The sequence below is a fragment of the Erythrobacter sp. JB1-4 genome, from assembly GCF_057365025.1.
Map to the genome: position 1 here is coordinate 2637434 of NZ_CP200292.1, position 26172 is coordinate 2663605.

The 26172-nt window shown below is 57.7% G+C and carries 26 protein-coding genes and 1 pseudogene; 10 read left to right on the forward strand and 17 right to left on the reverse strand.

The features are described 5' to 3' along the window. Positions 1-83 precede the first annotated feature (83 nt). Positions 84-2264: a S46 family peptidase gene (locus AC0V61_RS12180; RefSeq protein WP_486157897.1), complete on the reverse strand. Its 2181-nt coding sequence runs from the start codon at positions 2262-2264 to the stop codon at positions 84-86. Between the two features lie 180 nt (positions 2265-2444). On the opposite strand from AC0V61_RS12180, the gene AC0V61_RS12185 reads away from it, so the two are divergent. Further along, positions 2445-3692, forward strand: a complete 1248-nt coding sequence (locus AC0V61_RS12185) for a GTP-binding protein (protein WP_486157899.1) — start codon at positions 2445-2447, stop codon at positions 3690-3692. Between the two features lie 66 nt (positions 3693-3758). After that, complete coding sequence (locus AC0V61_RS12190) at positions 3759-4886, forward strand: iron-containing alcohol dehydrogenase (protein ID WP_486157901.1); 1128 nt, start codon at positions 3759-3761, stop codon at positions 4884-4886. A 3-nt stretch (positions 4887-4889) separates the two neighbouring features. Here the strand turns inward: AC0V61_RS12190 and AC0V61_RS12195 are convergent, their stop codons facing one another. The 4 genes from AC0V61_RS12195 to AC0V61_RS12210 form a co-directional block, all read right to left on the reverse strand. Continuing rightward, on the reverse strand, positions 4890-6251 hold the full coding sequence (locus AC0V61_RS12195) for an alkaline phosphatase PhoX (RefSeq protein WP_486157903.1): 1362 nt from the start codon (positions 6249-6251) through the stop codon (positions 4890-4892). Between the two features lie 124 nt (positions 6252-6375). After that, entirely contained in the window at positions 6376-6996 is a 621-nt protein-coding gene (locus tag AC0V61_RS12200; RefSeq protein WP_486157905.1) for a DUF3299 domain-containing protein, read from the reverse strand. Further along, positions 6996-8390 carry an ABC transporter permease gene (locus tag AC0V61_RS12205; RefSeq protein ID WP_486157907.1) on the reverse strand — a complete coding sequence of 465 codons (1395 nt, stop codon included), beginning with the start codon at positions 8388-8390 and terminating at the stop codon, positions 6996-6998. Before AC0V61_RS12205 ends, AC0V61_RS12200 begins: the two co-directional genes overlap by 1 nt. Further along, the gene (locus AC0V61_RS12210) at positions 8387-9094 is read right to left on the reverse strand and encodes an ABC transporter ATP-binding protein (protein ID WP_486157909.1); all 708 of its coding nucleotides are present in this window, start codon (positions 9092-9094) and stop codon (positions 8387-8389) included. The genes AC0V61_RS12205 and AC0V61_RS12210 overlap by 4 nt, the downstream gene beginning before the upstream one ends. A gap of 81 nt (positions 9095-9175) precedes the next feature. Between AC0V61_RS12210 and AC0V61_RS12215 the strand changes: the two genes are divergently transcribed. Beyond that, positions 9176-9547, forward strand: coding sequence for a MerC domain-containing protein (locus tag AC0V61_RS12215; RefSeq protein WP_486157911.1), 372 nt, complete (start codon positions 9176-9178; stop codon positions 9545-9547). Positions 9548-9570: 23 nt separating this feature from the next. Then, positions 9571-10536 (forward strand): asparaginase, encoded by a 966-nt coding sequence (locus AC0V61_RS12220; protein ID WP_486157913.1) that lies wholly within the window; start codon positions 9571-9573, stop codon positions 10534-10536. A gap of 162 nt (positions 10537-10698) precedes the next feature. Here the strand turns inward: AC0V61_RS12220 and AC0V61_RS12225 are convergent, their stop codons facing one another. From AC0V61_RS12225 to AC0V61_RS12245, 5 genes and pseudogenes are all read right to left on the reverse strand, one after another. After that, positions 10699-11811 (reverse strand): zinc-binding dehydrogenase, encoded by a 1113-nt coding sequence (locus AC0V61_RS12225; protein ID WP_486157915.1) that lies wholly within the window; start codon positions 11809-11811, stop codon positions 10699-10701. 21 nt (positions 11812-11832) lie between these two features. Further along, a complete protein-coding gene (locus AC0V61_RS12230; protein ID WP_486157917.1) occupies positions 11833-12219 on the reverse strand; it encodes a hypothetical protein in 387 nt (128 codons plus the stop codon). Next, the gene (truA, locus tag AC0V61_RS12235; RefSeq protein WP_486157919.1) at positions 12219-12974 is read right to left on the reverse strand and encodes a tRNA pseudouridine(38-40) synthase TruA; all 756 of its coding nucleotides are present in this window, start codon (positions 12972-12974) and stop codon (positions 12219-12221) included. The genes AC0V61_RS12230 and truA overlap by 1 nt, the downstream gene beginning before the upstream one ends. Next, complete coding sequence (locus tag AC0V61_RS12240; RefSeq protein ID WP_486159541.1) at positions 12971-13390, reverse strand: methionyl-tRNA formyltransferase; 420 nt, start codon at positions 13388-13390, stop codon at positions 12971-12973. Before AC0V61_RS12240 ends, truA begins: the two co-directional genes overlap by 4 nt. Positions 13391-13399: 9 nt before the next feature. Beyond that, positions 13400-13875, reverse strand: a pseudogene (locus AC0V61_RS12245) (methionyl-tRNA formyltransferase); the annotation flags it as partial. Between the two features lie 53 nt (positions 13876-13928). On the opposite strand from AC0V61_RS12245, the gene recR reads away from it, so the two are divergent. From recR to AC0V61_RS12260, 3 genes are all read left to right on the forward strand, one after another. After that, entirely contained in the window at positions 13929-14525 is a 597-nt protein-coding gene (gene recR / locus AC0V61_RS12250; protein WP_486157921.1) for a recombination mediator RecR, read from the forward strand. Between the two features lie 144 nt (positions 14526-14669). Further along, complete coding sequence (def, locus tag AC0V61_RS12255; protein ID WP_486157923.1) at positions 14670-15230, forward strand: peptide deformylase; 561 nt, start codon at positions 14670-14672, stop codon at positions 15228-15230. A 602-nt stretch (positions 15231-15832) separates the two neighbouring features. Further along, complete coding sequence (locus tag AC0V61_RS12260) at positions 15833-17278, forward strand: DNA recombination protein RmuC (RefSeq protein ID WP_486157925.1); 1446 nt, start codon at positions 15833-15835, stop codon at positions 17276-17278. 205 nt (positions 17279-17483) lie between these two features. Here AC0V61_RS12260 and AC0V61_RS12265 read toward each other — a convergent pair whose 3' ends face one another. The 7 genes from AC0V61_RS12265 to AC0V61_RS12295 all read right to left on the reverse strand — a co-directional run bounded on the left by AC0V61_RS12265 (position 17484) and on the right by AC0V61_RS12295 (position 22964). Next, the gene (locus AC0V61_RS12265; protein WP_486157927.1) at positions 17484-18281 is read right to left on the reverse strand and encodes a TrmH family RNA methyltransferase; all 798 of its coding nucleotides are present in this window, start codon (positions 18279-18281) and stop codon (positions 17484-17486) included. A gap of 24 nt (positions 18282-18305) precedes the next feature. Continuing rightward, positions 18306-18584, reverse strand: coding sequence for an HPr family phosphocarrier protein (locus AC0V61_RS12270; protein ID WP_486157929.1), 279 nt, complete (start codon positions 18582-18584; stop codon positions 18306-18308). A gap of 9 nt (positions 18585-18593) precedes the next feature. Next, entirely contained in the window at positions 18594-19040 is a 447-nt protein-coding gene (locus AC0V61_RS12275; RefSeq protein WP_486157931.1) for a PTS sugar transporter subunit IIA, read from the reverse strand. Positions 19041-19145: 105 nt separating this feature from the next. Then, the gene (gene rapZ, locus AC0V61_RS12280; RefSeq protein WP_486157933.1) at positions 19146-20081 is read right to left on the reverse strand and encodes an RNase adapter RapZ; all 936 of its coding nucleotides are present in this window, start codon (positions 20079-20081) and stop codon (positions 19146-19148) included. 45 nt (positions 20082-20126) lie between these two features. Further along, the gene (locus AC0V61_RS12285) at positions 20127-20573 is read right to left on the reverse strand and encodes an HPr kinase/phosphorylase (protein ID WP_486157935.1); all 447 of its coding nucleotides are present in this window, start codon (positions 20571-20573) and stop codon (positions 20127-20129) included. A gap of 17 nt (positions 20574-20590) precedes the next feature. Next, positions 20591-22189 carry an ATP-binding protein gene (locus tag AC0V61_RS12290; protein ID WP_486157937.1) on the reverse strand — a complete coding sequence of 533 codons (1599 nt, stop codon included), beginning with the start codon at positions 22187-22189 and terminating at the stop codon, positions 20591-20593. Beyond that, positions 22182-22964: a response regulator transcription factor gene (locus tag AC0V61_RS12295; RefSeq protein WP_486157939.1), complete on the reverse strand. Its 783-nt coding sequence runs from the start codon at positions 22962-22964 to the stop codon at positions 22182-22184. Before AC0V61_RS12295 ends, AC0V61_RS12290 begins: the two co-directional genes overlap by 8 nt. Positions 22965-23366: 402 nt before the next feature. Here AC0V61_RS12295 and AC0V61_RS12300 point away from each other — a divergent pair, with 402 nt between their 5' ends. From AC0V61_RS12300 to AC0V61_RS12310, 3 genes are all read left to right on the forward strand, one after another. Continuing rightward, the gene (locus AC0V61_RS12300) at positions 23367-24995 is read left to right on the forward strand and encodes a phosphoenolpyruvate carboxykinase (protein WP_486157941.1); all 1629 of its coding nucleotides are present in this window, start codon (positions 23367-23369) and stop codon (positions 24993-24995) included. 160 nt (positions 24996-25155) lie between these two features. Beyond that, on the forward strand, positions 25156-25518 hold the full coding sequence (locus AC0V61_RS12305; RefSeq protein WP_486157943.1) for a hypothetical protein: 363 nt from the start codon (positions 25156-25158) through the stop codon (positions 25516-25518). Positions 25519-25545: 27 nt separating this feature from the next. Beyond that, the gene (locus AC0V61_RS12310) at positions 25546-26103 is read left to right on the forward strand and encodes a DUF937 domain-containing protein (RefSeq protein WP_486157945.1); all 558 of its coding nucleotides are present in this window, start codon (positions 25546-25548) and stop codon (positions 26101-26103) included. Positions 26104-26172: the final 69 nt, after the last annotated feature.

Genomic DNA, 26172 nt, shown 5'->3' on the forward strand with positions numbered 1-26172 from the left:
GCAGCTGCTTGGAGCGCGCCAACTAAGGCGAAGGCGCGCCCCGGTCAAGTATCAAAAGCACTCAAGCCTATAAAGTAGACCTATTAACGAACCACGTCCATTTCTTCGATGAGGTTACCTGCACCGTCGATCTTTTCCATCACCCACAGCATGTAACGCGAATCGACATGGATCGAACGCGTGGTGCGCGGATCGAAGTCCCAGTCGGAATTGACGCTCTCAAACGTACCGTCGAACAGCAGGCCAACGAGCTCACCTTGTGCGTTGAGGGTCGCTGAACCGCTATTACCGCCCGTGACGTCGAGATCGGACATAAAGTTCACTGGGACAGAGCCGATAGAGGCCAGATCATAACCGCCGTAATCCTTGGCAGCGATGGCATCCAATTGGCTTTGCGGGGAGTTGAAAGGCTCTTCGCCTGTGTCTTTCTGCGTGATCCCTTCAAGGGTTGTGAAGGGCAGATAGGCCATGCCGTCAAACGGTGATCCGCCCATCACATTGCCAAAGGTGATGCGAAGGGTGGAGTTTGCATCAGGATAGGGCAGGCCGCCTTCCTCGCGCTGCCAAGCGGTAATCGCTTCCATGTACGCGGGACGCAAGGCGAGGGCGCGTCCGGCTCGTTCTTCGCCAGCGTCCTCAAGGCCGCGCTCGTAATCGTAGAGCGCCACGGCGAGCTTTACGAACGGGTCTTCGCTGGCCTCGATCGTCGCTGCGTCTGCCTCCATCATCGCAAGGCGTGTTTCGCCATCGCCAAGCGTCGTGTTCTCGTAGAACGCGGCGAGCAATGCAGGAAGGTCAGCCGCCGTGGTCTCGCTCGTGAGTCCAAGCGCTTGGTCAAAGACAGCCACGCGCTCTTCAGCGGGCTGGGTGAGGTAGCCTGAAAGGAACATCACCCACTCGGCCTGGTCCACCGAAGGATCATAGCGACGATCAAGCGCCTGGAGACCCTGACGGAAGAAGGTCATATCGCGCTCTTGATAGCCGGGTTCGCGCTCAGCATTGGGAAGCTCGCGCTCTTTAGAGAGGCGATAGAGACGCTGAGCTGCGGAGAGCAGGGCAGGGCGGGTTGCGTTGTTGTACCAGAAGTTGGTGCGCGCAGCCGTTGCGCTTTCTTTCGACAATTCGGTAAGCGCCTCGATTGCAGGGGCATAATCCGCGCGTGACGCATCCTCTGCGATCCATTGCGCAAGGCCAGCTTCGCGTGCTGCACGGCGGTCGACAAGGCCGACGCGGCGCGCACCATCGATTTGCCCGCGCAGGTTTTTCTCAAAGTTGTTGAGACCGGCAAGACGGCTTTCGTATTTGACCCGCGCGTCTGAACCCTCTGGTGCTGCCTCTTCGATGGTTGCGATCCAATCGGTGAGGAGACCTTGGAAGGTTGGATAGGTCCAGCCAAAAGTGTTCTCCACCTCAGCCAACAGCGTGTAGCGATTGGTTGAGCCGGGGTAGCCTGCGACCATGACGAAATCGCCATCATCCAGGCCTGCCGCATTCACTTTCAGGTGATGCTCGGGCGCGTAGGGTACATTGTCTTCGCTGAAGTCAGCTGCTGAGCCGTCAGGCGCGACATAGGCGCGGTAGAAGGCGAAGTCGCCCGTGTGGCGCGGCCACTGCCAGTTATCGATATCGCCGCCATATTTGCCGATGGAGTCAGCGGGAGCGTAGACAAGCCGCACATCGCGCACTTCGAGGCGTTTGATGAGCGTGTATTCCGCGCCGCCATAAAAGCTTGCGACAAGGCAGCGGAAACCGGGTTCGCTCTCGCATTCAGCGGTGATGTCCTTGCGGCGCTGCTCGATGGCGTCGTAGCGATCTGTTGGCGACATATCCAAAGTGCCTTCGCGAACGCGGCTTGTCACATCGGTAAGCTCGGTGGTCACATAGATGCGGCTGCCGGGGGCTGCGGGAAGCTCATCGCCTTTGGTGCCCGCGAGGAAGCCATTTTCGAGATAGTTGTTTTCCGCCGTTGAGTTGAATTGGACAGAGCCGCGCGCGCAGTGGTGGTTGGTGACCACAAGACCCTCTGGCGAGACAAAACTTGCCGAACACCCGCCAAGCGAGACGACAGCGCCCATGGGAAAGCCGGTAAGGTCCGTGAGGTCGTCTGGGTCAAGCTCAAGGCCTGCTTCTTGCAATTGGTCAGCAATGTCAGGGAGCTGCCCGGGGGTGAACATGCCCTCTTTGGCAGTGGCTGGGGCAGCCAAGAATGCTAAAGGCGCGCTGCTGAGGAGCAGGGCGCTGGCGAGAAGTTTGGTGGCTTTCATGAAGTGTCCTCACTGAGAAACAAAATTGCTTGGGTGTATGCCTAGTACAAATGCGTAGGCTTGCAAATGGCCTGCCGATTGGGTCGCACATTGAAATTTGTTCAGGCTGCGCTAAGTGGTGCTCAAGCTAATGTGATATTATATCATTGACAGCAAGGCCACACTTCACGGAAGGCTCCAATGAACGAGCAGACCTCAAGTTTCACCGGAACAAAGCTTCCCGTCACAGTTCTTTCGGGCTTTCTTGGAGCGGGTAAGACGACGCTTCTCAACCACATCCTTACCAATCGTGAGGGCAAGAAGGTCGCGGTGATCGTCAACGATATGTCCGAGGTGAATATCGATGCGGACCTTGTGCGCGGGGGAGAGGCGTCTTTGTCGCGTTCAGAAGAACAATTGGTCGAGATGACCAATGGCTGCATCTGCTGCACGCTGCGCGATGATTTGCTCAAAGAAGTTCGCACGCTCGCCGAAGATGGGCGCTTTGACTACCTCGTGATCGAAAGCACCGGGATTTCAGAGCCTTTGCCGGTCGCCGCGACCTTCTCCTTCCGCGATGAAGAGGGGCAGAGCCTTGGCGATGTGTCTGAGATCGACACTATGGTCACGGTCGTAGACACGGTGAACCTGCTTGCGGATTACTCCAGCGATGACCTCCTCGCGCACCGGGGCGAGACAGCGGGCGAAGAGGATGATCGCAGTCTGGTGGCGCTATTGGTCGAGCAGATTGAGTTTGCCGATGTGGTGATCGTGAACAAGGCGGCTGATGTTTCCCCTGAGCAGCTTGCCATGGTCGAGAAAGTCGTGGCCTCGCTCAATGCCGATGCGCGCATTATTGAGGCGAACCACGGCAATGTGGCGCTTGATGATGTGGTGGGTACAGGCCTCTATGACGAGAAAGAGTCTGAGCAACACCCGCTATGGCTGAAAGAACTCTACGATTTCGCCAGCCACCGCCCTGAGACTGAAGAATACGGCGTCGAAAGCTTCGTCTACCGCGCCCGTGCCCCCTTCGATCCGGCCAGACTCTATGCCTTCCTCACTAGCGAGCATCTCGACGCGGTGATCCGCGCCAAGGGCCACTTTTGGACCGCGACCCGCACCCAATTCCTCGCCGAACTCGCCATTGCGGGCCGTCAAAAGAGCGTGAGCCGCATGGGGATGTGGTGGGCAGCGGTTCCCAAGAACCAATGGCCAGTGGACGGCACATTTGAAGAATTTGTAGCCAAGAACTGGGACCCCATCTGGGGCGACCGGCGTCAGGAAATCGTCTTTATCGGTATCGAGATGGATGAGGCGAAAATCCGCGGCGCGCTTGATGCGTGCCTCGTCCCCGCAACCGAGTACACGCCCGAGGATTGGAAAGGGATGGAAGACCCGTTCCCGTCTTGGGCGGAGCCCACGGTGCAATACGCCGAAAACGCCTAAAAACCCGGTTGCAAAGCAGCGATTGAACCCCCAAACATCTCGCCGACGAGAAGAGAGGGATTACTCATGGCGCTCACAACGCTCACCTATTTGACGACAACACAATTCGGCTTTGGCGCGCTTGAACTGCTGCCCAAAGAGATGAAGAAAGCTGGCATCACCAAGCCCTTTATCGCGACTGATGCGGGCCTCGTGAAGGTCGGCATCGTCGACACCGTGAAAGCGGCGATGGGCTGTGATGCGGTGGTGTTTGATGAGACACCGGGCAACCCCACCGAAGAGGCCACCAAAAAGGCGCTCGCTTTGTTCGAGGCAGAGGGCTGCGATGGTATTATCGCGCTTGGTGGTGGCTCTTCGATGGACTTGGGCAAGGCGGTGGGCCTGCTGGCAGCTTCCGGCGGTCCGCTTGAGCAATATGACCCGCTGCAAGGCGGCGCGCGCAATATCAAAGGCATGACCCCGCTGATCGCTGTGCCCACTACGTCGGGCACGGGCAGCGAGGTTTCCGTCGGCTTTGTGATTATCCTTGAAGACGGGCGCAAGATGACGTTTGCGAGCCCGATGTTCATCCCGGTAGCCGCGATCTGTGATCCAGAGCTTACCATGGGTCTGCCGCCGATGATGACGGCGGCAACCGGCATGGATGCGATCACGCACTGTATCGAGGCGTTCCTGACGCCCAACGTCAATCCGCCAGCGGAAGGCGTTGCGCTGGATGGCCTGTGGCGCGGGTTTCAATGGCTGCCAAAAGCGGTGGCCGACGGGTCAGACCGCGATGCGCGCTGGCATATGATGATGGCCTCGACCGAGGGCGCGTTTGCCTTTGTGAAGGGTCTGGGCGCGGTTCACGCGATGAGCCATGCGGCGGGCCGTATCAAACGATTGAACCCGCACCACGGCACTTTGAACGCCGTTTTCCTGCCCGAAGTGCTGCGCTTCAATGAGAGTGAGTGCGAAGAGAAATACGCGCGCCTTCGTCAGGCCATGGGGCTAGAGCCGGGCGCGGATATTGCTCAGGCCATTGCCGACCTCAACGCTGAGATCGGCATCCCAAGCGGTCTTGGCGAAATGGGCATCGTCGAGGACGACATTGCCGAGATGGTGGAATATTCGCTCAAAGACTTGGCCGCGCGCGGAAACCCGCGGCGCGCATCAGCCGAAGACTTCGAGGCGATGATCCGCGCCTCGATGTAAGCCTCAGGCGCTGACCCAGGGCCCAGTAATCGCCAATGTGCGCGTGGGTGCATAGGCGTTCACAAACATGGTCTTGCCATCGGGTGAGAAGCACGCGCCTGCAAGCTCTGTCTGCATCGTCAAGCGGCCGAGGTCATAGGGGCGTCCATCTGGTGTGATCCCACGCAAGTGGTTGTCGACGACATCGGTGTATTGGTCTTCGCAAACGACAAGGTGGCCATTGGGCGCAACGCACAGATTGTCGCCATAGTTGAATTGGTCTGCGCTCTCGCTTTCGAAGAACAGCTCAAACCTGTCAGGCGCGCCGCCACGGCCCGGTACAAGGCGGAAAATCTGGCCAAGTTTCTTCGCCCCGCCGCTGGTGGAGCAAAGATACATCTCGCCATCGCCCATATGCAGGCCTTCGCCGCGCGCGATCACTGCGGCTCCTGCTGCTGCGGCTCTTGTGCGAAGGTCGTTCTTGGGCGCCTCCACATCGTCAAGATCGATCCAGCGGACCGCGAAGCTTGTGCCCAAAGGCATTGTCGCCGCGTCCCAATTGCGCGTGTCCGCGGGGCCGTTTTCAATCACCATGGCTTGCAACTTGCCACCTTGCGACAGCTTGCCGGGAACATTGGGAATGAAGCGATAGAAGGCGGAATCGTTCATGTCTTCGCTTTGGTAGACATAGCCCGTTTCCGGATCGACACAGGCGGCCTCGTGGTTGAAGCGGCCCATGGCCTTCAAGGGCACAGGATCAACAAGACCTGTGGCTGTGCCAGGCACCTCAAAGGTCCAGCCGTGGTTCACCACTAAGCCTTCGCCATAGCGTTGTCCGGGGCCAGTAGGAGCCTCTTCGCAGGTCAGCCATGAGCCCCACGGCGTCACCCCGCCAGAGCAATTGCGGATCGTCCCGCCAAGTGTGCGCAGCTGGCGCTTCACCTCAAGAGTGGAGGCATCAAGCACGATATTGGTGGTCCCGCCGGGCGTAATCTTGCCATTCCAAGTGCCATAGCCTTTGGCAATCTCACCGCCTGCATCATCGATTGGGATAAGCTCGTGGTTGCGCACAAGAGCGATCTCACCATTTCCGATATCAAGGCAACCCATGCCGTCCGCTTTGTTAGGCACCGTGCCACCATCATCCATCGCATCGCCAAGGCTCGAGAGCACGCGGTATGAGAACCCTTCAGGCAGGTCGAGCATGCCTGCGGGGTCCTTCACCAAGGAACCATAACCGGCAAATCCTGACGCTGATGGTGTGCTGGCCGATGCAAGCGACGCACCTCTCGTTGAGCACCCGCTCGCAACAAGCGCCGCAAAGGCGCTGCTGGTCGCAGCAAGAAATTGGCGGCGATTGCCGTTCGTATTCAGCCGATCTGACATGGTCTGCGTTTTCCCTTTCTGGGCCCCTGATAGCTCCGGTCTTCGGAGCCTGGCTACGATGCCTTTATGATGATGGATGGCTACAATTGCACGACACTTTGGGTCGCCATTTTGACCGGAGATGTCACGCAGGGCGCGATTGCCACAAGCGATAGAAGACGCCGCTTTCGTCATAGCCTGTGAGCTCTAACACGCCGCTGACCGTGATCATATTGGTCCGATCGGTATCAAAAGGGGTGGATGCCATCACTTCGATAAATTGCATCGGAGCTGCGTGAAAATGGAAAGGACAACCCGGCGGATATCCGAGAAGTACGAAGCGCTTCTGCTTAGAGCCCACCTGAAGCGGGTCCATCCAACCTGAGACCTTGATACGCTTACCCTCGAGCGCGCGCTGTTCACGGGTGAAAATCGGATAGGAGATCAAATAACCGTTCTTATCGGTGCGAGTGACCTCTTTGGCACCTTCAAGCAATGCCCACGATGTACCACCAGCAGGGGTGGGCGCAGGCTTCCAGATATCCTCAACCAAAGCGCCTTGTTTGGGATCGGGTTGGCTAGTCAATTGCCTGAGTGGCGATGCACCTGGCGCCCTTGCTTGGGCTTGATTGACTACAGAAAGGGCGCCGGGCTCTTCATCCAAGCTGCTGGAAGAGGAATACATTTGCACGCCAATAAGCCCCAGGATTGATAGGGCTGCGATCCGCCAAGTGACCACTTTTACAAACTCCAAATTTGGTTTCATCAGCTTCTCGCCATAACGCGTGCTGGATCAATCTTGTAAACGCGCATCGCTGGTATGAGCGCTGCTAAAGCCCCAATTGCAATAACAGCTACCAGAAGCAATGCCTCGCCAGGAACCGGACTAAATGCCCTAAGCCCAAGGTCTGAGAGCGTTGCAAACTGGCTACGCGCCACCACGATCAGCGTATGCGCGCCAATCCAGCCTATAATCGCACTAAGAGCAGCAGTGATCACCCCTTCCAGAATGAGCGTTGCGAAAACCTGAACGGGCGACGCGCCCATGACCCGCAAAAGCGCCAGATCCCCCTCGCGGCTGCGCGCCATATTGAGAAGCGCGACAAATATCGCGAGCCCGCCGGTCGCAGCAAGGAGCCATGCGAAAATGCGTATGCCCTCAAAACTGGCGCCCAGAAGTTCCAGAAGGCGCGCAGTTTCGAGCGCGGGCACCGCGGCTTGCATTTCGGTCTGGCGGTTGATTGTGGCCGGCACCCGGATCGCAGCAGAAGCATTGCGATAGCTGACGAGGATCGAGGTTAGCTCAGGCTCAAGGCCGGTGGGGCGCTGCGCTTGCATGGGCGCGGAGGGCGCTTGATCGGACGCAGCGGTCTTGGGCGCTTCATCATGGTCGTGGCCCTCGTGATCGTGGCCCTCGTGATCGTGGCCCTCGTGATCGTGGCCCTCGTGATCTTTGTCCTTTTGTTCAGCGCCCTGATGTTCAGCGCCCTGATGTTCATGCCCTTCATCACCATGATCGTGATCGTGATCGTGGTTGTGTTCGATGCCGTGGACGTCCCAAACGCTTTCGACAGAGGTCAGTATCAAGCGGTCGGCCACTGTGCCACTGGGTGCAAGAATACCGACCGTTTCAAATGGTGCGTGGTCGTGACCTTGCACGCCATCCTTATCAGCCCCAAAGCCATGGCTTCCCACGAATTTCTGACCCAACCCGGCGCCGGTCGCCTCGGCCACAGCCGACCCTATGACCGCCTGCATAGGGGCGTCAAAGCCGGACCCTTGCGCAAATTTTAGCCCATAAAGTTCACCAAAACTCTCATCGGTGCCAACGATCCGGAAGCCGCGGAAATTGTCGCCCAAGGCAAGCGGCACCGCGCGCGCAATCGCAGGGTTTTCGCGCATTGCCTGGAGGCTCTCGACAGGAATATTTCCAGTGGGCTCATCGATGTGGAAAATGCTCGATAGGATCAGTTGAAGCGGTGACCCCTTAGCCCCGACCACAAGATCAACCCCTTCCACATCGCGAGCAAATCGGTCGCGGGCTTGCTCGCCGAACTGCAAAAGCAAAACCAGCATCGCGACCGAAATCGACAAAAGCAGCACGTTCAACGCCGTCGTCAGAGGGCGGTCGCGCAAATAGGCAAAGGCAAGCGAGATCACGCGCGAACCTTCCCATCCACAAGAGACAAGGTGCGCTCAAAATGCGAGGTTAGCCTGTCATCATGGGTTGCGATCAATAGGCTTGCTCCTGCACTTTGGGCTGCCTCAATCAACATTTGTGCCACATTGCGCGTGTTGCCTGCATCAAGAGCGGAGGTTGGCTCATCAGCGATTAACAGTTTGGGAGAGATCACAAGCGCCCGCGCTATCGCTGCGCGTTGTGCCTCGCCTTGGCTAAGCTCATGGGGCCTCGCATCGGCCCTGTGCCCGATGCCCAATTGCTCCATCACAGTATCGACCCGCAAGGCATCGTGGCCACCATTGCTCAGCTTTTGTGCAAGCAGGAGATTGCCTTTGACGCTCAGAGCAGAAACGAGCCGCAGTGTTTGAAACACAATGCCCATATGGTTTTTGCGGACCAGATCGCTTACCGCCTCGCCGCCCAAAGTCACGGTGCCACTGTTGGCAGTTTGTAGCCCGCAAATGATGTTCAAAAGGCTCGATTTGCCTGACCCCGAAGGCCCAAGAAGAAGCGCGCGCTCACCTGCATCAAGCGTAAAACTCACCTCATCAAGGATCGGCGTGCCGCCGTAAGAGAGGCTAATGCTGTTGACCGCAAGTTGCATGGGTGTGGAGTATCGGTTCGCAGCCACACGGTCAAAGACTGAATTGGTGGCACAATTTCTAACGGCTTGGGCTGGCATTTGTCTTCGGCCTGGGCCAAATGGCGCTTAAAGATTGACGCAGGACCTGTTGGATCATAACTAGCGGCATCTTTCGCGATAATGATACATTATATCATGGAGGCCACCGTCAAAAGCGACCGCGCCGCAACTGCCCTGAGCGCTTTGTGCATTTTGCACTGCCTTGCCCTTCCCATTGTGGCAAGTGCACTCCCTTTCTTATCGGCTGTCGCCGAAGCGGAATGGGTGCATTGGCTGTTTGCGGTCACGGCTGCTATCATTTCTGCAAGCGTGCCTTTGCGCGATGAAACAGCGCGCAAAGCGGCGTTTCTGTTACCGGCTGGGCTTGGTATCGCTTTCCTTATATCTGGACTGTTTGCCGATACACTGGGTGCCGATGAGACGGTACTTACCGTGATCGGCGGAGCGCTGGTCGCATTTGCTCACATCCGCCGCATGGTTGCACAACGTTGAGCGTAACCTCACCGAGGCTTCTCGTGTTGGGGACAGGAGGCACAATTGCGGGAAACGCAGACAGTGCGACGGGTGGTTCTTATGCCGCCGGGGAACTGGGTTTAGATGCAATGCTGAGCCAATTGGCACAGCTTAATCTTGATGCACATTTTATTGCCAAACCGATCGCGCAAATCGGGTCGCAGGATATGGGTTGGGACGAGTGGGACGCGCTTTATAGAGCGATTACCGCGGCGCAGGATGATCCTGAAATTGATGGCATCTTGGTGACGCACGGCACCGATACCGCCGAAGAAACAGCCTATATTCTCGACCTGACGCTGTCTGCGGAGAAGCCTATAGTTTTGGTCGGCGCGATGCGGCCGGCGGGCGCAGTGGGGTCAGATGGGATGCGCAATTTTGCAAATGCGGTTCGGGTCGCGAGTGATCCAGATGCAGGTGGGCGGGGGCCTTTGCTGGTCATGGGAGACACGGTGTTTGCGGCCAAGGATGTGCGTAAAGCTGCGACCTCGAACATCGACGCATTCAAAGGCTATCCGAGAGGACCGGTCGCGCGGGTGACACCGTCGAGCCTTGACTGGTTTGGCGGCGCGACCCGTGTGGATGAGCCTGCAAGTTATGCTTGGCCAGAGGCGCTTCCTCGTGTGGCGATCTTGACTGCTGGTGCTGGAATGGACGAGGCGCCCGTGAAAGCGCTGCTGGGCATTGGGTGCAAGGGCATTGTGCTTGCCGGAATGGGGCAGGGCAATGCGCCCAAATGCGTGCTGGATGCGCTTGGGCAGGCAGTCAAAAGCGGCGTGCCAGTTGTTCGCTCAGCCCGCGTGGACGAAGGCCTTGTGGACCGCAATATCGAGGTCGATGATGACGCTTATGGCTTCGTCGCAGCCCGCGCGCTCGGGCCTGCTAAAGCGCGCATCTTGCTGATGGTGCTGATCGCGAATGGGGTGACCGATCTCGGCGATATTCAGGCGGCGTTTGATCGCGGATAGGTAGGGGCAAAAGGCCCACCCCGCTGCGACTAAGCCTCACCCCAAAACGAGTTTGGGCTTCGGCAAGTCTCGCTCCCCTCCCGCAAGCGGGAGGGGCAATGAAGCTTAGCGAGCCGCAAGGCGAGCTTAGCTGCAATGGGGTGGGCCTGTTAAAGCGCTACCTCAACCCCACGGGGTCACGAGATATTTCTCACCTGTTTTCATCTGACGATAATCAAGGATCGCTTCCTTGGTGAGCATGCCTTCAAGGTCGACTTTTGCCTTGTAGCTTGAGGCGAAAGTGGTGCCGAGGTTCTCGATCACGCGGGTGCGCATGCGAACCACGGTTTCCATTCCGGCTTTCGCAAGAAACGGCGTCAGAAGCCAGCCAGCAACCGTCCACTGAAGCCCATAAGACGGCGTCAAAATGGTCGGGTTTTGAAGGTCCAGACGGCCATATTGATACATTTTCTTGTCTTGGTTCGAACCATAGCGAGAATACTCATCCATTTGGCTTGCCGCGACCTGCTCCATGGCTTTGAGCACGTGGTCGGTGTTCTGCCCCCCGCCAATCGGGTCAAAGCCAAGGAATGCGCCTGTCTCTGAGATCGCGGCGCGAAGCTGCTTCATGTAATCATCGTCCGATGAGTTCACGACATGCGTTGCGCCTTGCGATTTGAGCAGGTCAACGTGTTCCTGACGGCGCACGATGTTGACGAGCTTCATGCCGTCTTCCTGACAGATTTTGTTGAGCATCTGGCCAAGGTTTGAGGCCGCTGCCAAGTGGACGATTGCATCGTGGCCTTCCATTTTGGCGGTCTCGACAAAGCCGAGCGCAGTCATGGGGTTCACAAAACTGGAGGCGCCCGCTTCGCTCGAATGGTCACCCAAAGGCAGGCACATCATCGCATCAGCAATGGCGTATTGGCTGAACGCATGTCCGGGGACGCAAGCGACGCGCTGCCCCATAAGCGCTTTTGCCATATCGCTGTCACCCGTGGCGACAACGGTTCCGGCACCCTCGTTACCGGCTTCGAGGCGTTGACCGTGGCGGCCGCGTTGTCCTGAAAGGAAGGGCTCAGGCATGTCAGCGACGACTTTGCCAGCCGAATATTCCGCGTTCTCAAAGTCAGCGGCGCTGGTGAGAATGGCGAGGTCCGATGGGTTGATCGGGGCCGCTTCCATTTTTACCAAAACTTGGTTGCCCTTGGGCTCTGGAAAGCTCTCTTCGCTGACCTCCAGTGTGAGTTTGCCCTCTGCTGAAAGCGTCGTGAATAGCTGTTTGCCGGTGGTCATAAGTCTCTCTCCAATATGGGGTTATTCAGGGGCGGTTTCTGTTTTTTCTCTGGGTGACAGCTCAAGTAGTGTCGCCATTACAGCCCAAGTTGCGAGCGTTGGTTGCAGCTTGGGCACTTTGGTAAGCGAGAACCATTCTTCGGCGATTTCTGGCAGAAGATAGATCGCCCCTGCGGTGATAATGACGCTGAATAAGGTGTAATCGCTAAGCGCAATGGATTGGATCATCATGACCACGAAGGCGCTGATTGCAAGGAGCGCTACAAAGTCGAAAATGGGTAGGTTTTCACCGCCCACAAGGACGAAGCCAAGGACAGCGCCGAACACGATATTGAGCGCGCTGAGGCCGGCGCGGTAATCGCCCTCTTTCATCTTGGAATCGAGCGGAATTTTGTACCAGTTGGCCATCAGCTCTGGACCTCTTCGGGATAAATAGCTTCCACAAAGTAGAGCCCTTGTGGCGGCGCGTTAAGTCCTAATTCTTGGCGGTCTTTTGCCGCTAGGGCATGGCCGATTTGGCGCTCTTCCCATGTCCCTTGGCCGACCAATTTGAGGCATCCGACCATGGATCGAACCTGATGATGGAGGAAGCTTCGCGCCTGCGCATAGATTCGCAATTCCTCACCCTGACGCTCCACATCGAGGCGGTCCAGCGTCTTCACCGGGTCTTTTGACTGGCATTGGACAGAGCGGAAGGTGGTGAAGTCATGAAGCCCGACCAGCGATTGCGCGGCACGGTGCATCGCCTCGTGGTCCAAAGGCTGTGCAACATGCCAGACCTGATTCTTGGCAAAGGTCAGCGGCGCACGCCGATTGCAGATGCGGTAGACATATCGCCGCTCCACACAGCTAAACCGCGCATGCCAGTCATCGGGCACGATCTGGCAATCGAGAATGGCGATAGGGTCCGGGCGAAGATGGGCATTGATCGCCTCGGACAGGCGAAATGGGTCGATGTCTTTCTCAAGATCAACGTGGGACCGCATTCCCAGCGCATGAACGCCTGCATCCGTGCGCCCGGCGCTGTGTAGAGTGATCTCTTCACCTGTAATCCGGTGAAGCGCATCCTCGATCGACTGCTGCACCGAAGGCCCATGCTTTTGCCGCTGGAGCCCATGAAACGGTGTCCCGTCAAATTCTATGGTGAGGGCAAAACGGGTCACTTGAGCACGGTCCCCGCCGCAATCGGCCGTCCGCGCAAAAAGTCCTCGCGGTTCATCGCAGGTTTGCCCGCGCGTTGGAGCTTGAGCGGACGGATCGCGCCATCACCGCAAGCAATGGTGAATGCATCATCCAGCACCTCGCCCACTTGGCCGTTACCCTCGGCTGTCTCAGCCAAGAGCAATTTCACCCTCTCATTGTCCAGCTCAAACCAAGCACCGGGGAAGGGCGCGAGCCCTGCCACGTGCCGCACCAACTCGCTCGAACTCCGCGACCAATCGATCCGCGCCTCAGCCTTATCGATCTTGGCCGCATGGGTGGCTTGGGCATCGTCTTGAGGAACCGGCGGATAGGCCTCAAGGTCGCTCAAAACCTCAACCATTGCCTCCGCGCCAAGTGCCCCAAGCTCATCAAACATCTTCCCCGTGGTCTTGGCTCCAATTGGCGTCCTCACAATATGCCGCATGGGCCCGGTATCGAGCCCTGCCTCCATCTGCATAATGGTAACGCCCGTCTCCTCATCGCCCGCCATAATCGCGCGGTGAATAGGCGCAGCCCCCGCCAGCGCGGGAGGATCGAGGCGTGGATATTGAGACAGCCGTGCCTCGGCGCATCTAGCACGGCTTGAGGTAAAATCAGACCGTAGGCCGCGACCACCGCTACATCTGCGCCCAGCGCCGCAAACTGTCCTTGCGCCTCTTCATTCCGCAGCGATTTTGGTGAGCGCACCTCGAACCCAAGCTCCTCAGCTTTTGCCTGAACAGGGGAAGGGCGCAGCTTCTTGCCCCGGCCCGAACGGCTCGGCGGCTGGGTGTAGACGCAGGCGATCTCATGGCCCGCCTCATGGAGAGCCACCAAGGCAGGCACCGCGAAATCGGGCGTTCCCATAAAAACTATGCGCATAAGGTAACAGCCAAACCTTTGTGAATTGAGCCAAGCGCCCTATCTCCCCCCACATGGCATCGCAAGAGATTGAAGCTCTATCCAGCGCATTGGCGCGTTTGCCCGGGCTCGGCCCACGCAGCGCGCGGCGCGCTGTGCTGTGGCTGGTCAAGAACCGTGAGCGCGCTTTGCCAGACTTGCTCGAGGCGCTGGACGGCGTCTCCCAAACGCTGGTCGAATGCGAGATGTGCGGCAATGTCGACACCACCAACCCGTGCAGCATCTGCTCCGATCCAAAGCGCGATGCAAAATCGCTGTGCGTGGTCGAGGATGTCGCGGACGTGTGGGCGCTAGACCGCGCGCGGCTCTTCCAGGGGCGATACCATGTGCTTGGCGGCAAGCTTTCAGCGCTCGATGGCATCGGCCCCGAAGACCTCAACATCGCCTCGCTGATCGAGCGCGTCGCAGGCGGCGAGATTGATGAGGTCGTCCTCGCCATGAACGCAACGCTCGAGGGGCAAACCACCGCCCACTACCTCGCCGAGCGGCTGGAAGAGCACAAAGTGCGCATCACGCAATTGGCGCATGGCCTGCCAGTGGGCGGGGAACTGGACTACCTTGATGAGGGCACCTTGGCGCAGGCGCTACGGGCCAGAAGGCCGGTGGGATAGGCCCACCCCCAACCCCTCCCGCGAGTGGGAGGGGAGCGAGACTTGCCAGCTTGCTGGCCTAGTCGCAGCGGGGTGGGCATTCTCGATCTCTGAAATCGAACCGTTCCGCTTGCAGTTACCACCCAGCCGCCCTAAATCGCCCCAATGGCTATCCGCGAAATCATCGAAGTGCCGGACCCCCGGCTCAAACTTGTGTCTGAACCGGTCAAACCGGAAGAGTTCGGCGACGAGCTCAAGCAGCTCGCCGACGATATGCTTGAGACTATGTACGACGCCCCCGGCATTGGCTTGGCGGCCATCCAAGTCGCGGTGCCCAAGCGTCTGCTCGTCATTGACCTGCAAGAGCCCGATGAGGACGCAGAGCCCGAAGTCGACGAAGACGGCAATGAACATGTGCCCATCAAACGCGCGCCCCGCGTCTTCGTAAACCCGGTGATCACGCCGGAAACGGGCGAGATGAGCACCTTCCAAGAGGGCTGCTTGTCGGTGCCCGAAGTCTTCGCCGATGTGGACCGCCCCGCGTCCTGCATGGTCGAATACCAAGACCTCGACGGCAACCACCACAAAGAGCACATGACCGGCATGTGGGCGACCGTAATCCAGCACGAGATGGACCACCTCGAAGGCATTGTCTTCATCGACCACCTCTCGCGCCTTAAGCGCAACATGATGCTCAAGAAGCTGAAGAAACTGCGCGCGGCGTAGGCAAATGTCGGTCCATCCGATCATTGCGAATGCCATGCTCCTCGCTCTGCCAGCGCTGCTTCTTTTCATGTTCTGGTCTTGGTCACGGGGGCTTCCAAAGAAGAAGTCAAAAACCCGTCTATCGAAGGTTGACTTCCTTCTTTGTTGCTTGGTGGCGGCGTTTTGTGCGTTCAAAGCGTGGGACGGGTACTCACAAGGCATGAGCCACTGGTACATCTGGCTTGTTTTAGCAGCGTTCGTTCTTTTTTGGGTGGTCAGGGATTGGCCTAATTGGAAGGAACCAAGCCCTGATCAGTTAAAGCTCTACAGCGTCCTTTCTTGCATTGCGGCAGCGTTTCTGGCGTACACGGGTTGGGCTTTGTATTCGCAGGGTGTGAGTGACTGGTCATTGTTGATTTTCCCACCCGTCGCCTTGGTTTACCGCGCGATAACAGATTGGCCGAGATCCAAACTTGCGCACTAGATCGGTGGCCGGGGAAGTAAGTGCCATGAATTCGTCATCCCGGACTTGATCCGGGATCCAGCTTCGTCCGGTCTCAGCTTTGTCGGGGATATCCAACAAAGCGCTAGTGTTCCACTTATGTTCCATGCTATAAGTACGCATGGATAACGCGATTCTACTCATCATCACTTTGGTCATCGGCTTGGCCCTTGGCGGCGGGGCGGGGTGGTTCTTTGCCTCGCGGCCTATCGCCGATTTGCGCGAAAGGCTTACCGCGAGCGAGGGACAATCGCGTGAGCTTGAGGCGGGCCTTGGCGATGCAAACGCAAAACTTGCCGCTGCCGAGGTGAGGGCGGCGCAGGCCGTGACCCTCGAGCAAGAGCGCAATGATGAGCGTACCAAACGCATGGCCTTGTCCGAGCGGCTGACGCAGATCGAAACCACTGCGTCCGAGCGCGAAAAAGCGCATGAGGAGCAAAAGCGCGCCCTCGTCGAAGCGCGCACCGCGATGCTTTCCGAGTTTAAGGCGACCGGCGCGGAAGTGCTTAAGGCGAACCAAGACGATTTTCTCAAACGCGCCGAGCAACGCTTCCGCCAATCCGAGGAAGCGGGCGAGGCCAAGATCAAGGCGCTGCTCAATCCGGTGGGTGAGAAGCTTGCCAATTACGAAAAGCAGGTGAGCGAGCTAGAGGCCAAGCGCACTGATGCGTTCGGCCAGCTCCACGGCCTCATCCAATCCATGCGTGAGGGCCAAGAAGAAGTCCGCCGCGAGGCACAGCGGCTGGGCAATTCGCTCACCAACGCGCCAAAAGCGCGCGGGCGCTGGGGCGAGCGGGCCTTGCAAAACCTGCTCGAACAATGCGGGCTGGCGGAGCACACCGACTTTCAGATGGAACAATCGGTTGAGACCGAGGAAGGCCGCCTTCGTCCTGATGCGATCATCAACGTACCGGGGCAGAAAAAGCTCGTGATCGATTCCAAAGTGTCGCTCAACGCCTATCAAGCAGCCTTTGAGGCAGATGACGACGACATTCGCAAACACCAGCTTGACGCGCACGCAAAGTCGATGCGCGGCCATGTGCAAACGTTGAGCGCAAAGAGTTATCAGTCGCAATTCGAAGAGGCGCCCGACTATGTCATCATGTTCATTCCCGGTGAGCATTTTGTGACCGCGGCCTTGGATGCCGATCCGACTTTATGGGATTTCGCGTTTGAGCGCCGGGTTCTGCTTGCCACGCCAACCAATTTGGTCGCCATTGCACGCACTGTTGCACAAGTCTGGCGTCAGGATGGCCTTGCGCAAGAAGCGCAGGAAATTGGGCGGATGGGCGCAGAACTCTACACCCGCCTCGAGACGGCGGCCTCGCACCTCAAGCGCGTGGGTGGGGGACTGGAGACAGCGGTCAACAATTACAACAAATTCGTCGGCAGCTTTGAGCGCAACGTCCTCTCGTCGGGCAAGCGTCTTGCCGAAAAAGGCGTCGAGATCGGCAAGCGCGAGATCGAAGAAGTACCTCTCGTCGAAAGCACTCCGCGCTATAACGCGGCGGATGCTGATGAGGCTGAGAACTTCATGCTGGAGGACAGCAAGGGCGCGGCAGAGTAGCGCTGAGGAGAATAGCCAGCAAAGATGGCTCTTTCCTACTCGTACTCAGCTTGCCAATATCTGGGCAGCGCTCTTTGATATGGTCGAGATTGGCAGAAGCTCTTTTGCAAAGTGTCACCTTTTTCCAACACGGGAAATTGGCAGAAATTGGGCGCTTTCTGGCTCTTATCTGTAGGGAAAAGGTGACACATGCGTCACTTTATTCCTACAAGGCGTCCAGCACCTCATACGCCAGCACAGCCCCAGCCACGGCCGCATTTAGCGAGTCCGCACGGCCCTTCATCGGCATAGTCACCCGAAGGTCGCATTCTGCTTCATAGCCTTCCGGCAGCCCCTGAGATTCGTTGCCTACCAAGATGAAGCAGGGCGATTGATACGCCGCACCGCGATAGGGTACAGCATCGCGCAAACTCGCCGCGACCAATTGCCCCTCGCCGGATCTCAGCCAAGGCACAAATTCCTCCCACCGCGCCTGCGCAAGACCTTGTGTGAACAGTGCGCCCATGCTCGCGCGAACTGCTTCGGCGCTGAACGGATCGGCGCAGTCGTCGATTAGGATCAGTCCTCCTGCCCCCACAGCATCGCCTGTACGCAGCATCGTACCTAGGTTGCCGGGATCGCGCAGGTCCTGCGCAACGAGCCAGATGTCACCGCCGCTCCGGTCAAGGCGCGGCAGCGAGGTGTCAAACTCATCGAATACGCCGACGACGCTTTGCGCGTTAGACTTGCCGGTGATCTTGGAGAGGATGTCAGGATTGGTGGTGATGATTTCGCCGCCGACTTGCGCAACCTCGCGCTCCAGACCCTCAATCAGCGGATGCGGATCACGGCCCTCGGCCATCACAAGCGTGCGTGGAACAAAGCCTGAAACCCGCGCATCTTCGAGCAGCCGCAGTCCTTCGACCAAAAATTGCCCAGCGCGTTTGCGCAGCTTCTTTTCCCGCAAGCTGCGCAAATACTTCACGGTCGGATTGGAAAACCCAGAGATGTGTTTGCGGGTCATCAGGCCACCGGAATTCTGGTCAATTCAGTCTTCGCCAAAGCCATCTTCGACGAGGGCAACGAGCTGTTCGAGTACGACCGGGGCATTGGTTCCATCGACGATAAGCTCAATCTCCTGCCCCTTTGCAGCACCGAGCATCATGAGACCCAAAATCGACCCGCCAGCCGCCTCATTTCCGTCCTTGGCAACCTTGACCAATGCGCCTTCAGGAAGAGCAGCAACCGCGCCCACAAACTTGGCACTGGCACGGGCATGAAGCCCGCGTTGGTTCACAATAGTGACTGTTTGTCGCAGCTCCCCCATGCCGCCTCCTTAGCTTCCACCGCTCGCTGCGCGCGCTGTTTTTCCTTGGGGAGCCGTGTCCGCACCCAGCAACTCGCTTGCCACCGTGATGTAATTCCGGCCCGCAATCTGCGCTGCCTCCACCGCTTCGACCACATCCAAATTCTTGCGCGCACCAGCCAAACGGATGAGCATGGGCAGGTTGATCCCGGCAATGACCTCAACCCGGCCCGCATCAAGAAGGGAAATCGCCAAATTGGAAGGCGTACCGCCAAAAAGATCGGTCAGGATGATCACGCCGCGTCCAGCATCAACGGTGGTGATCGCAGCGGCGATGTCTGCGCGGCGCTGTTCCATGTCGTCATTGGGGCCAATGCATACGGTCTCAACGGCGGATTGCACGCCAACCACATGCTCCATCGCTTCGACGAATTGGTCCGCGAGGCGACCGTGCGTTACCAGAATCAATCCGATCATGCCGTGAATATCGTCCGTTCTACCAAAGCGCCCTTGAAGATCCGCGTACGTGAAAACCCACAAGGGGCGCTCCCTAACACTAACCCATGCCCCCGATGCAAGCCCTTAATGCGCTCCCTCGATGGAATCCGTCGAGCGCGACTTAAGATTACGATGCCGAACGGTGGGCGAAAACCCTTTATCGCGCAAGGCCTGGGCCATTCCCTCAGCGGTGAAGACGGAGCGGTGCCTCCCGCCGGTACAGCCAAAAGCTATGTGGATGTAGGCCTTTCCTTGCGCTGCATAACGGGGAAGGAGGGTCAGAAGAAGGTCGCGTATCTGATCGAAAGCAATTGCAAACGCGGGGTCTTTTTCAATATGCGCGCCAACTTCGCGGTCGAGGCCTGTTTTCTCACGCAAGCCTTCCACCCAGTGCGGATTATCAAGGAAACGCATGTCAAAGACCAAGTCGGCAAGCGGCGGCATCCCGCGTGCAAAACCAAAGCTGGAAACCGTCAAGCTGGGTTCGGCCTTGTGTTCTTTGTCAAACAATTCGCGCACGCGCGTTTGCAGGTCGTTGGAGGATTGCTCGCTCGTATCTATGACCACTTCGGCCCAGCGTCGCAAAGGTTCGAGCAGTTCGCGCTCAGCAGCGATCGCGTCTTGAATTGTGCGTTCATGGGCCAATGGATGGCGCCTGCGGGTCTCATTATAGCGCCGCTCAAGCTCGCTCGTTTTGCAGTCGATAAACATGAATGTGACAGCCAAATCACCGCGCGAGGCCATGGCTTTAATGAGCGAAATGATCTCAACCGGAACAAATCCGCGAGTTCTGGAATCAAAGCCAATGGCTAGCGGAGCGCGCGCGACTTGATCGCCAGGGTGGGGCGCTTCGCCAGGCTCTCCAATCAACCGCTCGAGCATACGGATGGGGAAATTGTCGATCGTCTCCCAGCCCAAATCCTCAAGCACGGCAAGCGCGGTTGATTTGCCCGCACCTGCAAGGCCGGTCACTAGCAACAGCCGCTGGCGCGTGTCTGATTGGGGAACTGTCTCAGCCATGATCGTGTGTGCTTTTCGTCTTTTACCCCGGAGAATGAAAGCGATTTATTCTTGCCATTGGAAGCGAAGTCCAAATTTGCGAAGCGCGATTTCAGCGCGAATGGCTGGGGCGATGGTCCCAGGGGCGAAAGGCAAGGATGGAACATCAATGCCCAGGATATCGCGCATAGGGGCACCCTCAGGCAAGCGTTCATCGTCAACGCCGAGCTGGAGTATAAGAGCAAGTGGGCAGGGCTGCGCGGTGGGCATCTCTATCAGGCCCACACCGCGCACTTCGAGAAGTCCTTCGATGTTGGGCGGTGGACCTGCGATAATGCGATCCTCAACACAGGTCAGAGTAACGCCATCATCGCCTATCAGCTGGGCCCCGCGATCAATCAATCCAAGGACGAGAGAGGATTTGCCGCTCCCTGGCGGACCCTCAATCGCCAATGCCACCTTGCCAATCGCGACCGCACTTGATGAGAACAGGATTGAGCTTGGCTGTGTCACTGCGCTCTCATGTGGGCTTATTCAGCGGCAGGGAGCTGAAGGCGCAAGCAAGCCCCGCGCTCACCATTTGTCCGTGGTTCGGCGACAAGTGATCCATCATGCGCCTCTGCGATAGCTCGGCCGATAGCAAGACCAAGCCCAGAGTGATTGCCAAAATCCTCCTCGGCAGGCCGTACCGAATGAAAGCGCTGAAACACCTTTTCGCGCGAGTCCGCGGGAATGCCGGGGCCGCTGTCGCACACGGTCACAGTGACGCAATTGCCATCGTTATCGACCATGACTTCAATCGGGGCATCGGGCGGCGAAAAGGAGACGGCATTGTCGAGAAGGTTCTCAAGGACCCGCTCAAGCCTTGCCCCCACTCCAACGACATTTGCTTTAAAGCCCCGCGTCTCGAGCTCGATACGGTGATCATGGTTCTCAGCTCGGTTCTCGCGGCTTCCGATTATTGCGCGGATGAGTTCCGCCATATCGATCGTCTCGCGCACCGCGCGGCTCATCTCTGCATCGATCCGGCTCGCGTCTGAAATTTCGCTAACCAACCTATCGATCCGGCGCACGTCATGCGTGGCGATCTGCTCTAGCTCGCGCCTTGTGTCGGGGTCCTTCACTTTGGGCAGGGATTCGACCGCGCTGCGCAGGCTTGCGAGTGGGTTTTTGATTTCATGGGCAACATCAGCGGCAAAACTGTCGACCGCGTCAATTCTCTGCCGAAGCGCAAGGGTCATGTCGGAAACTGAGCGGGCAAGCTGCCCAATCTCGTCTTTGCGCTCGGGCAGCCGTGGAACTTCAACCTCGCGCTCCCGGCCAAGGCGGACACGCTGGGTTGAGCCGGCAAGCAATTGCAAGGGGGATACTATGGTTCGTGCAAGATAAAGCGACAAAGCCGCCGATGCTCCAAGAACGAGAAGAACGGCCGTAATCAAAGCGGTCCGCGCAGCTCTCACGCTTTCTGTAATATCAACCGCGTTGCGCACGGTGAGCAATGTTGCGCCATTGAGGCCAACGGGCGCAGCGGCGGTGATGACAGGCGTTCCATCGCGCCAGCGGTACAGGCGGATTTGGCTAAGCCCTTCTTCGCGTGCTTGGACAAGTTCGGGCCAAGCGTCTGCTGTTTGGCCTTCGGGCTCAATGAAATCAGGGACGGCCTCTGCGCTAACGATGGCGTCAACTGTTCGGTCTAGCCAGCGCGCAAGCTCCTGCTCCCATGTGTCGTTTGAGATATCGTGGAGCTCAAAGGCGGGTTCATCCAAAGCATAGCTGTCTGCCCACAAGAGGCCCTCGGCATCGAACATACGCATGCGCATTCGCTGCTCCTGACCGATTTGGACGAGTAATGCTTCCTGGCGGGCCTTTGTGGCTCCTGCTAGCGCCTCAGCGGTGATCTGGGCCTCGATCCGGGCAAGTTTGAAACGCTCATCGATAAGCTGTGTGCGGTATGTATCGAGATAGAAGAGCCCGCCTGACAGCAGCGCCAACGGCAAAATGTTCACAACCAAAATGCGCGCTGTCAGCGAAAAGCGTGTGAAAAGGCCTGGCCTTTCGACGGCCTGACCGACCGCTTGGGTAAGAGGCGCGTTGGACTGCAACTCGTGGTCGCTGGAAGCACTAGCCATCGGTGAAGCTGTAACCTGCACCATAAAGCGTATCGATCGCGCCAAAGGTGTTGTCGACTTGGCGGAACTTGCGGCGCATGCGTTTGATGTGGCTGTCTACGGTGCGATCATCGACGAAGACATCGTCGGGATAGGCTGCATCCATCAATTGGTTGCGACTTTTGATCACCCCGGGACGTGCAGCGAGCGCCTCAAGGATCAGGAATTCGGTGACGGTCAAGCTCACCGGTTTATCGTCCCATTTCACATGGTGGCGGGCCGGGTCCATAAACAATCGCCCCCGGTTAATCTTGGGATGAACGGTGTCGTGGCTTTGCGCATTTTGGCCAAGAGCCCGGTCAGGTTCAGCGCGGCGGAGGATCGCTCTGATGCGCGCGGTGAGCAGGCGTAAGCTGAATGGCTTGGCGATGTAATCATCGGCTCCCAGTTCAAGGCCGACTTCTTCATCGGCCTCGTCATCTTTACTCGTGAGGAAAATGACGGGAAGAGCAGAATGTGCGCGCACGCGTCGCAGCAGTTCCAGACCGTCCATCTTAGGCATTTTGATGTCGAAAACCGCAAGGTCGGGTGGATTTTCAATCAGAGCCTTAAGAGCGGTCTCGCCGTCAGAATAAAGGCGGGTGACAAAACCCTCAGCCTGAAGAGCAATCGAGACTGTGGTCAAGATGTTGCGATCATCATCGACCAGAGCAATCTCTATCGCAGTATCTGACGCCGCATCAGAGGCGTCGTCTCCTGCGATAGCTTGTTCGGTGTCCTGCAAATCGCCTGCCATTCGGGGCTGTCCTGTTATTGACCAATCACAGTTGATTAGCGCCAAGTGGGCTTAGAAACAATCAAAGTGGCGTAGGCCAAATTGCAAGTTCGCACAAAATTTGGAGGCACCGTGTGAACATTAAGGACTGCGGGGCGAGGTTGATGCCTTTGGTTTGAGCGGTTTCGTGCAAGTGCGAAGCACGCCAGCATTCGATTGCTGCGATGCAGCGTAAACACAGGGGTTTGACGGCGCTTGGCCACATGCTTATGCGCTACTCAACCCTTGGGATCAGGTGACTTAGGCGAATCAAGCGCGCACGAGCGCGATTGTCTCAAAAGACTTGTCCTGACGGTGCATACGTATGCGCAGCTGTGTCCAAAGCAGTTTGCCTCAAGCGAAGACGTCTTAGGAGAATTCACGTTGACCCCCGCCGCAATCCCCTTGGCCCAGTCCCTTTCGTCACAAGGTTTTGAAACCTCGGCTAATATTCACGCAAACCTTGGCACTCCGGCGCTCGTTGAAGCTTCGGTTGCCTCAGGTGAAGGCCAGCTGTCCAAGCACGGCGCGCTGGTTGTAAAAACTGGCGCAAAGACTGGGCGCAGCGCCAAAGACAAGTTCATCGTTCGCGATGAGACGACCGAGGGCACAGTCTGGTGGGGCAAAGTCAATGCCAGCATGACAACTGAGCATTTTGCCAATCTCAAGCAGGATTTCTTGACGGCGATTGGTGACAAAGAGACGCTTTATGTGGCCGACCTGTTTGGCGGATCTCAGCCAGAGCACCGCGTCAATGTGCGCGTGATCAACGAACTTGCCTGGCACAACCTTTTCATCCGTACGATGCTGGTGCGTCCAACTGCGCAAGAGCTTTCAGACTTCGCGCCTGAATACACGATCATTGATCTGCCAAGCTTTAAGGCAGACCCCGCGCGCCACGGCACCAATTCGGAAACCGTGATTGCGGTGAACCTCACTGAAAAGCTGATTCTGATCGGCGGTACGCGTTACGCCGGTGAGATGAAGAAGTCGGTTTTCGGCATCCTCAACTACCTGCTGCCGACTAAGGGAGTGATGCCGATGCACTGCTCGGCCAATATCAGCGCGGATGGCAAGACGGCCGTGTTCTTTGGCTTGTCGGGCACGGGTAAGACCACACTTTCCGCCGACGCCTCGCGCACGCTGATCGGTGATGATGAACACGGCTGGTCAGATACTGCGGTCTTCAACTTCGAAGGCGGCTGTTATGCAAAGATGATCCGTCTTAGCGAAGAAGCTGAGCCGGAGATTTACGCCACCACCAAGATGTTTGGCACCGTGCTTGAAAACGTTGTGATGGACGAACAAACCCGAGAGCTGGATTTCGACGACAACACGCTGGCTGAAAATACGCGCGGTGCTTATCCGATCAACTTCATCCCAAACACGTCTGAAAAGAACTTGGGCCCAGCACCAAGCAACGTTGTCATGCTTACAGCCGATGCGTTCGGCGTATTGCCTCCGATTGCGCGCCTCACCCCCGATCAGGCCATGTATCATTTCCTTTCAGGCTATACGGCTAAAGTCGCGGGCACCGAAATCGGTGTGACCGAGCCAGAAGCGACCTTCTCAACCTGCTTTGGCGCGCCCTTTATGCCGCGTCATCCAAGCGTTTACGGCAATCTTTTGAAAGAGCGTATTGCCAAAGGCGGGGTGCAGTGTTGGCTGCTTAATACAGGCTGGACCGGCGGCAAATATGGCGTGGGTAACAGGATGCCGATTAAGGCGACGAGAGCGCTCTTGAATGCAGCGCTGGATGGCAATCTTGACGGCGTTGAATTCCGAAAAGACCCCAATTTCGGTTTTGATGTCCCCGTTCACGTGCCAATCCTCGCCGAGGCCGGGATCGATCAAACAATCCTAGACCCGCGCAGCACTTGGGCCGACAAGACCGATTACGACGCTACTGCTGAGAAATTGGTGCGTTTGTTCATCGACAACTTTGCCGAATTCGAGCCTCACGTTGACGAGGGCGTACGCCAAGCTGCGCCTGCAGGGGCGGTCGCCGCCTAAGCACAAATTTGCGAGCTGGAGAGGGAAGCCTCGCATGGCGCGCCTGTTACATTTAGGTGTAACAAGGTGCATCATGCGGGGCTTTTGCTTTGTTTGTGGGCTGGTTTCGGGCAAACAGCCCATGCACGAGTCGAAACAGATTCGCATTGGGAGACAATTCATGAGTATGCTTGATGGCCTTTTAAAGCAGGTTGCCGGTTCACCAGACACCGTTGCTGACCTTGCCGGTAAAGTTGGCCTTGACCCTGGCATGGTCGAAAAAGCGGTCGCGGCCCTTGGCGCTGCTCAACCTCAAGAAGGTGACACCGTGGAACTTGCAGCTGAGAAGACCGGCCTTGATGCAGGTGCGCTTGGCGGCATCGTGGAGCAACTTGGCGGTGAAGGCGCTTTGGGTGACCTCGCTGACAAAATCGGCGGCGACTCAAACCTTTCCGGGATCATGAGCATGCTTGATCAAGACGGTGACGGAAACCCGCTTGATGATATCGCGGGCATGGCCAGCAGCTTCTTTGGTAAGAAGTAAAAAGAAGGCTTTAGGAGGGGAAACTTCATGAGCTTAGCGGCAATGCTGCAGCAAACAGGTGCGATTTCGTCAATGGCGCGCGAATTGGGTGTCGACGAAAGCACAGCCAAAACCGCCGCTGGCGCGCTTTTGCCCGCTATTGTGGCGGGTATGGGACGCAGCGCCACAGGCGGTAATTCAACACCTGATCCGCTGGGCGGGCTCGGCGGCCTCGCTGGCGCACTTCTTGGCGGAGGCAGCGCGCAAGGCGCTTCTGCAGGCGGTCTTGGCGGTCTTATCGGGGGAGGGCTGCTTGATGCGGTTCTTGGTTCAAGCCCAACGCCAACTCAGCCAGGCAACGACATTTTGGGCAGCATCTTTGGAACGAAAGATGTGAGCCGTTCTGTTGCGGGCGAAGTCGCTGGGATCACTGGACTTGATGAAGGCCTTCTCAAAAAGATGCTCCCTATTCTTGCCATGGCTGTCGCTGGTTACATGGCGAAGCAAGCAACCGGTACAGGTACAGGTGCGGGCACAGGCCAAGAGGGTGGAGGCGCTCTTGGAGGGATTTTGGGTTCGATTGTTGGGGGTATGATGCAGCGTTAGGCGCAAAGCGGCATCATACTTTCAGCAAAAACGCCGCGCGGATCAGACGATCCGCGCGGCGTTTTTCAT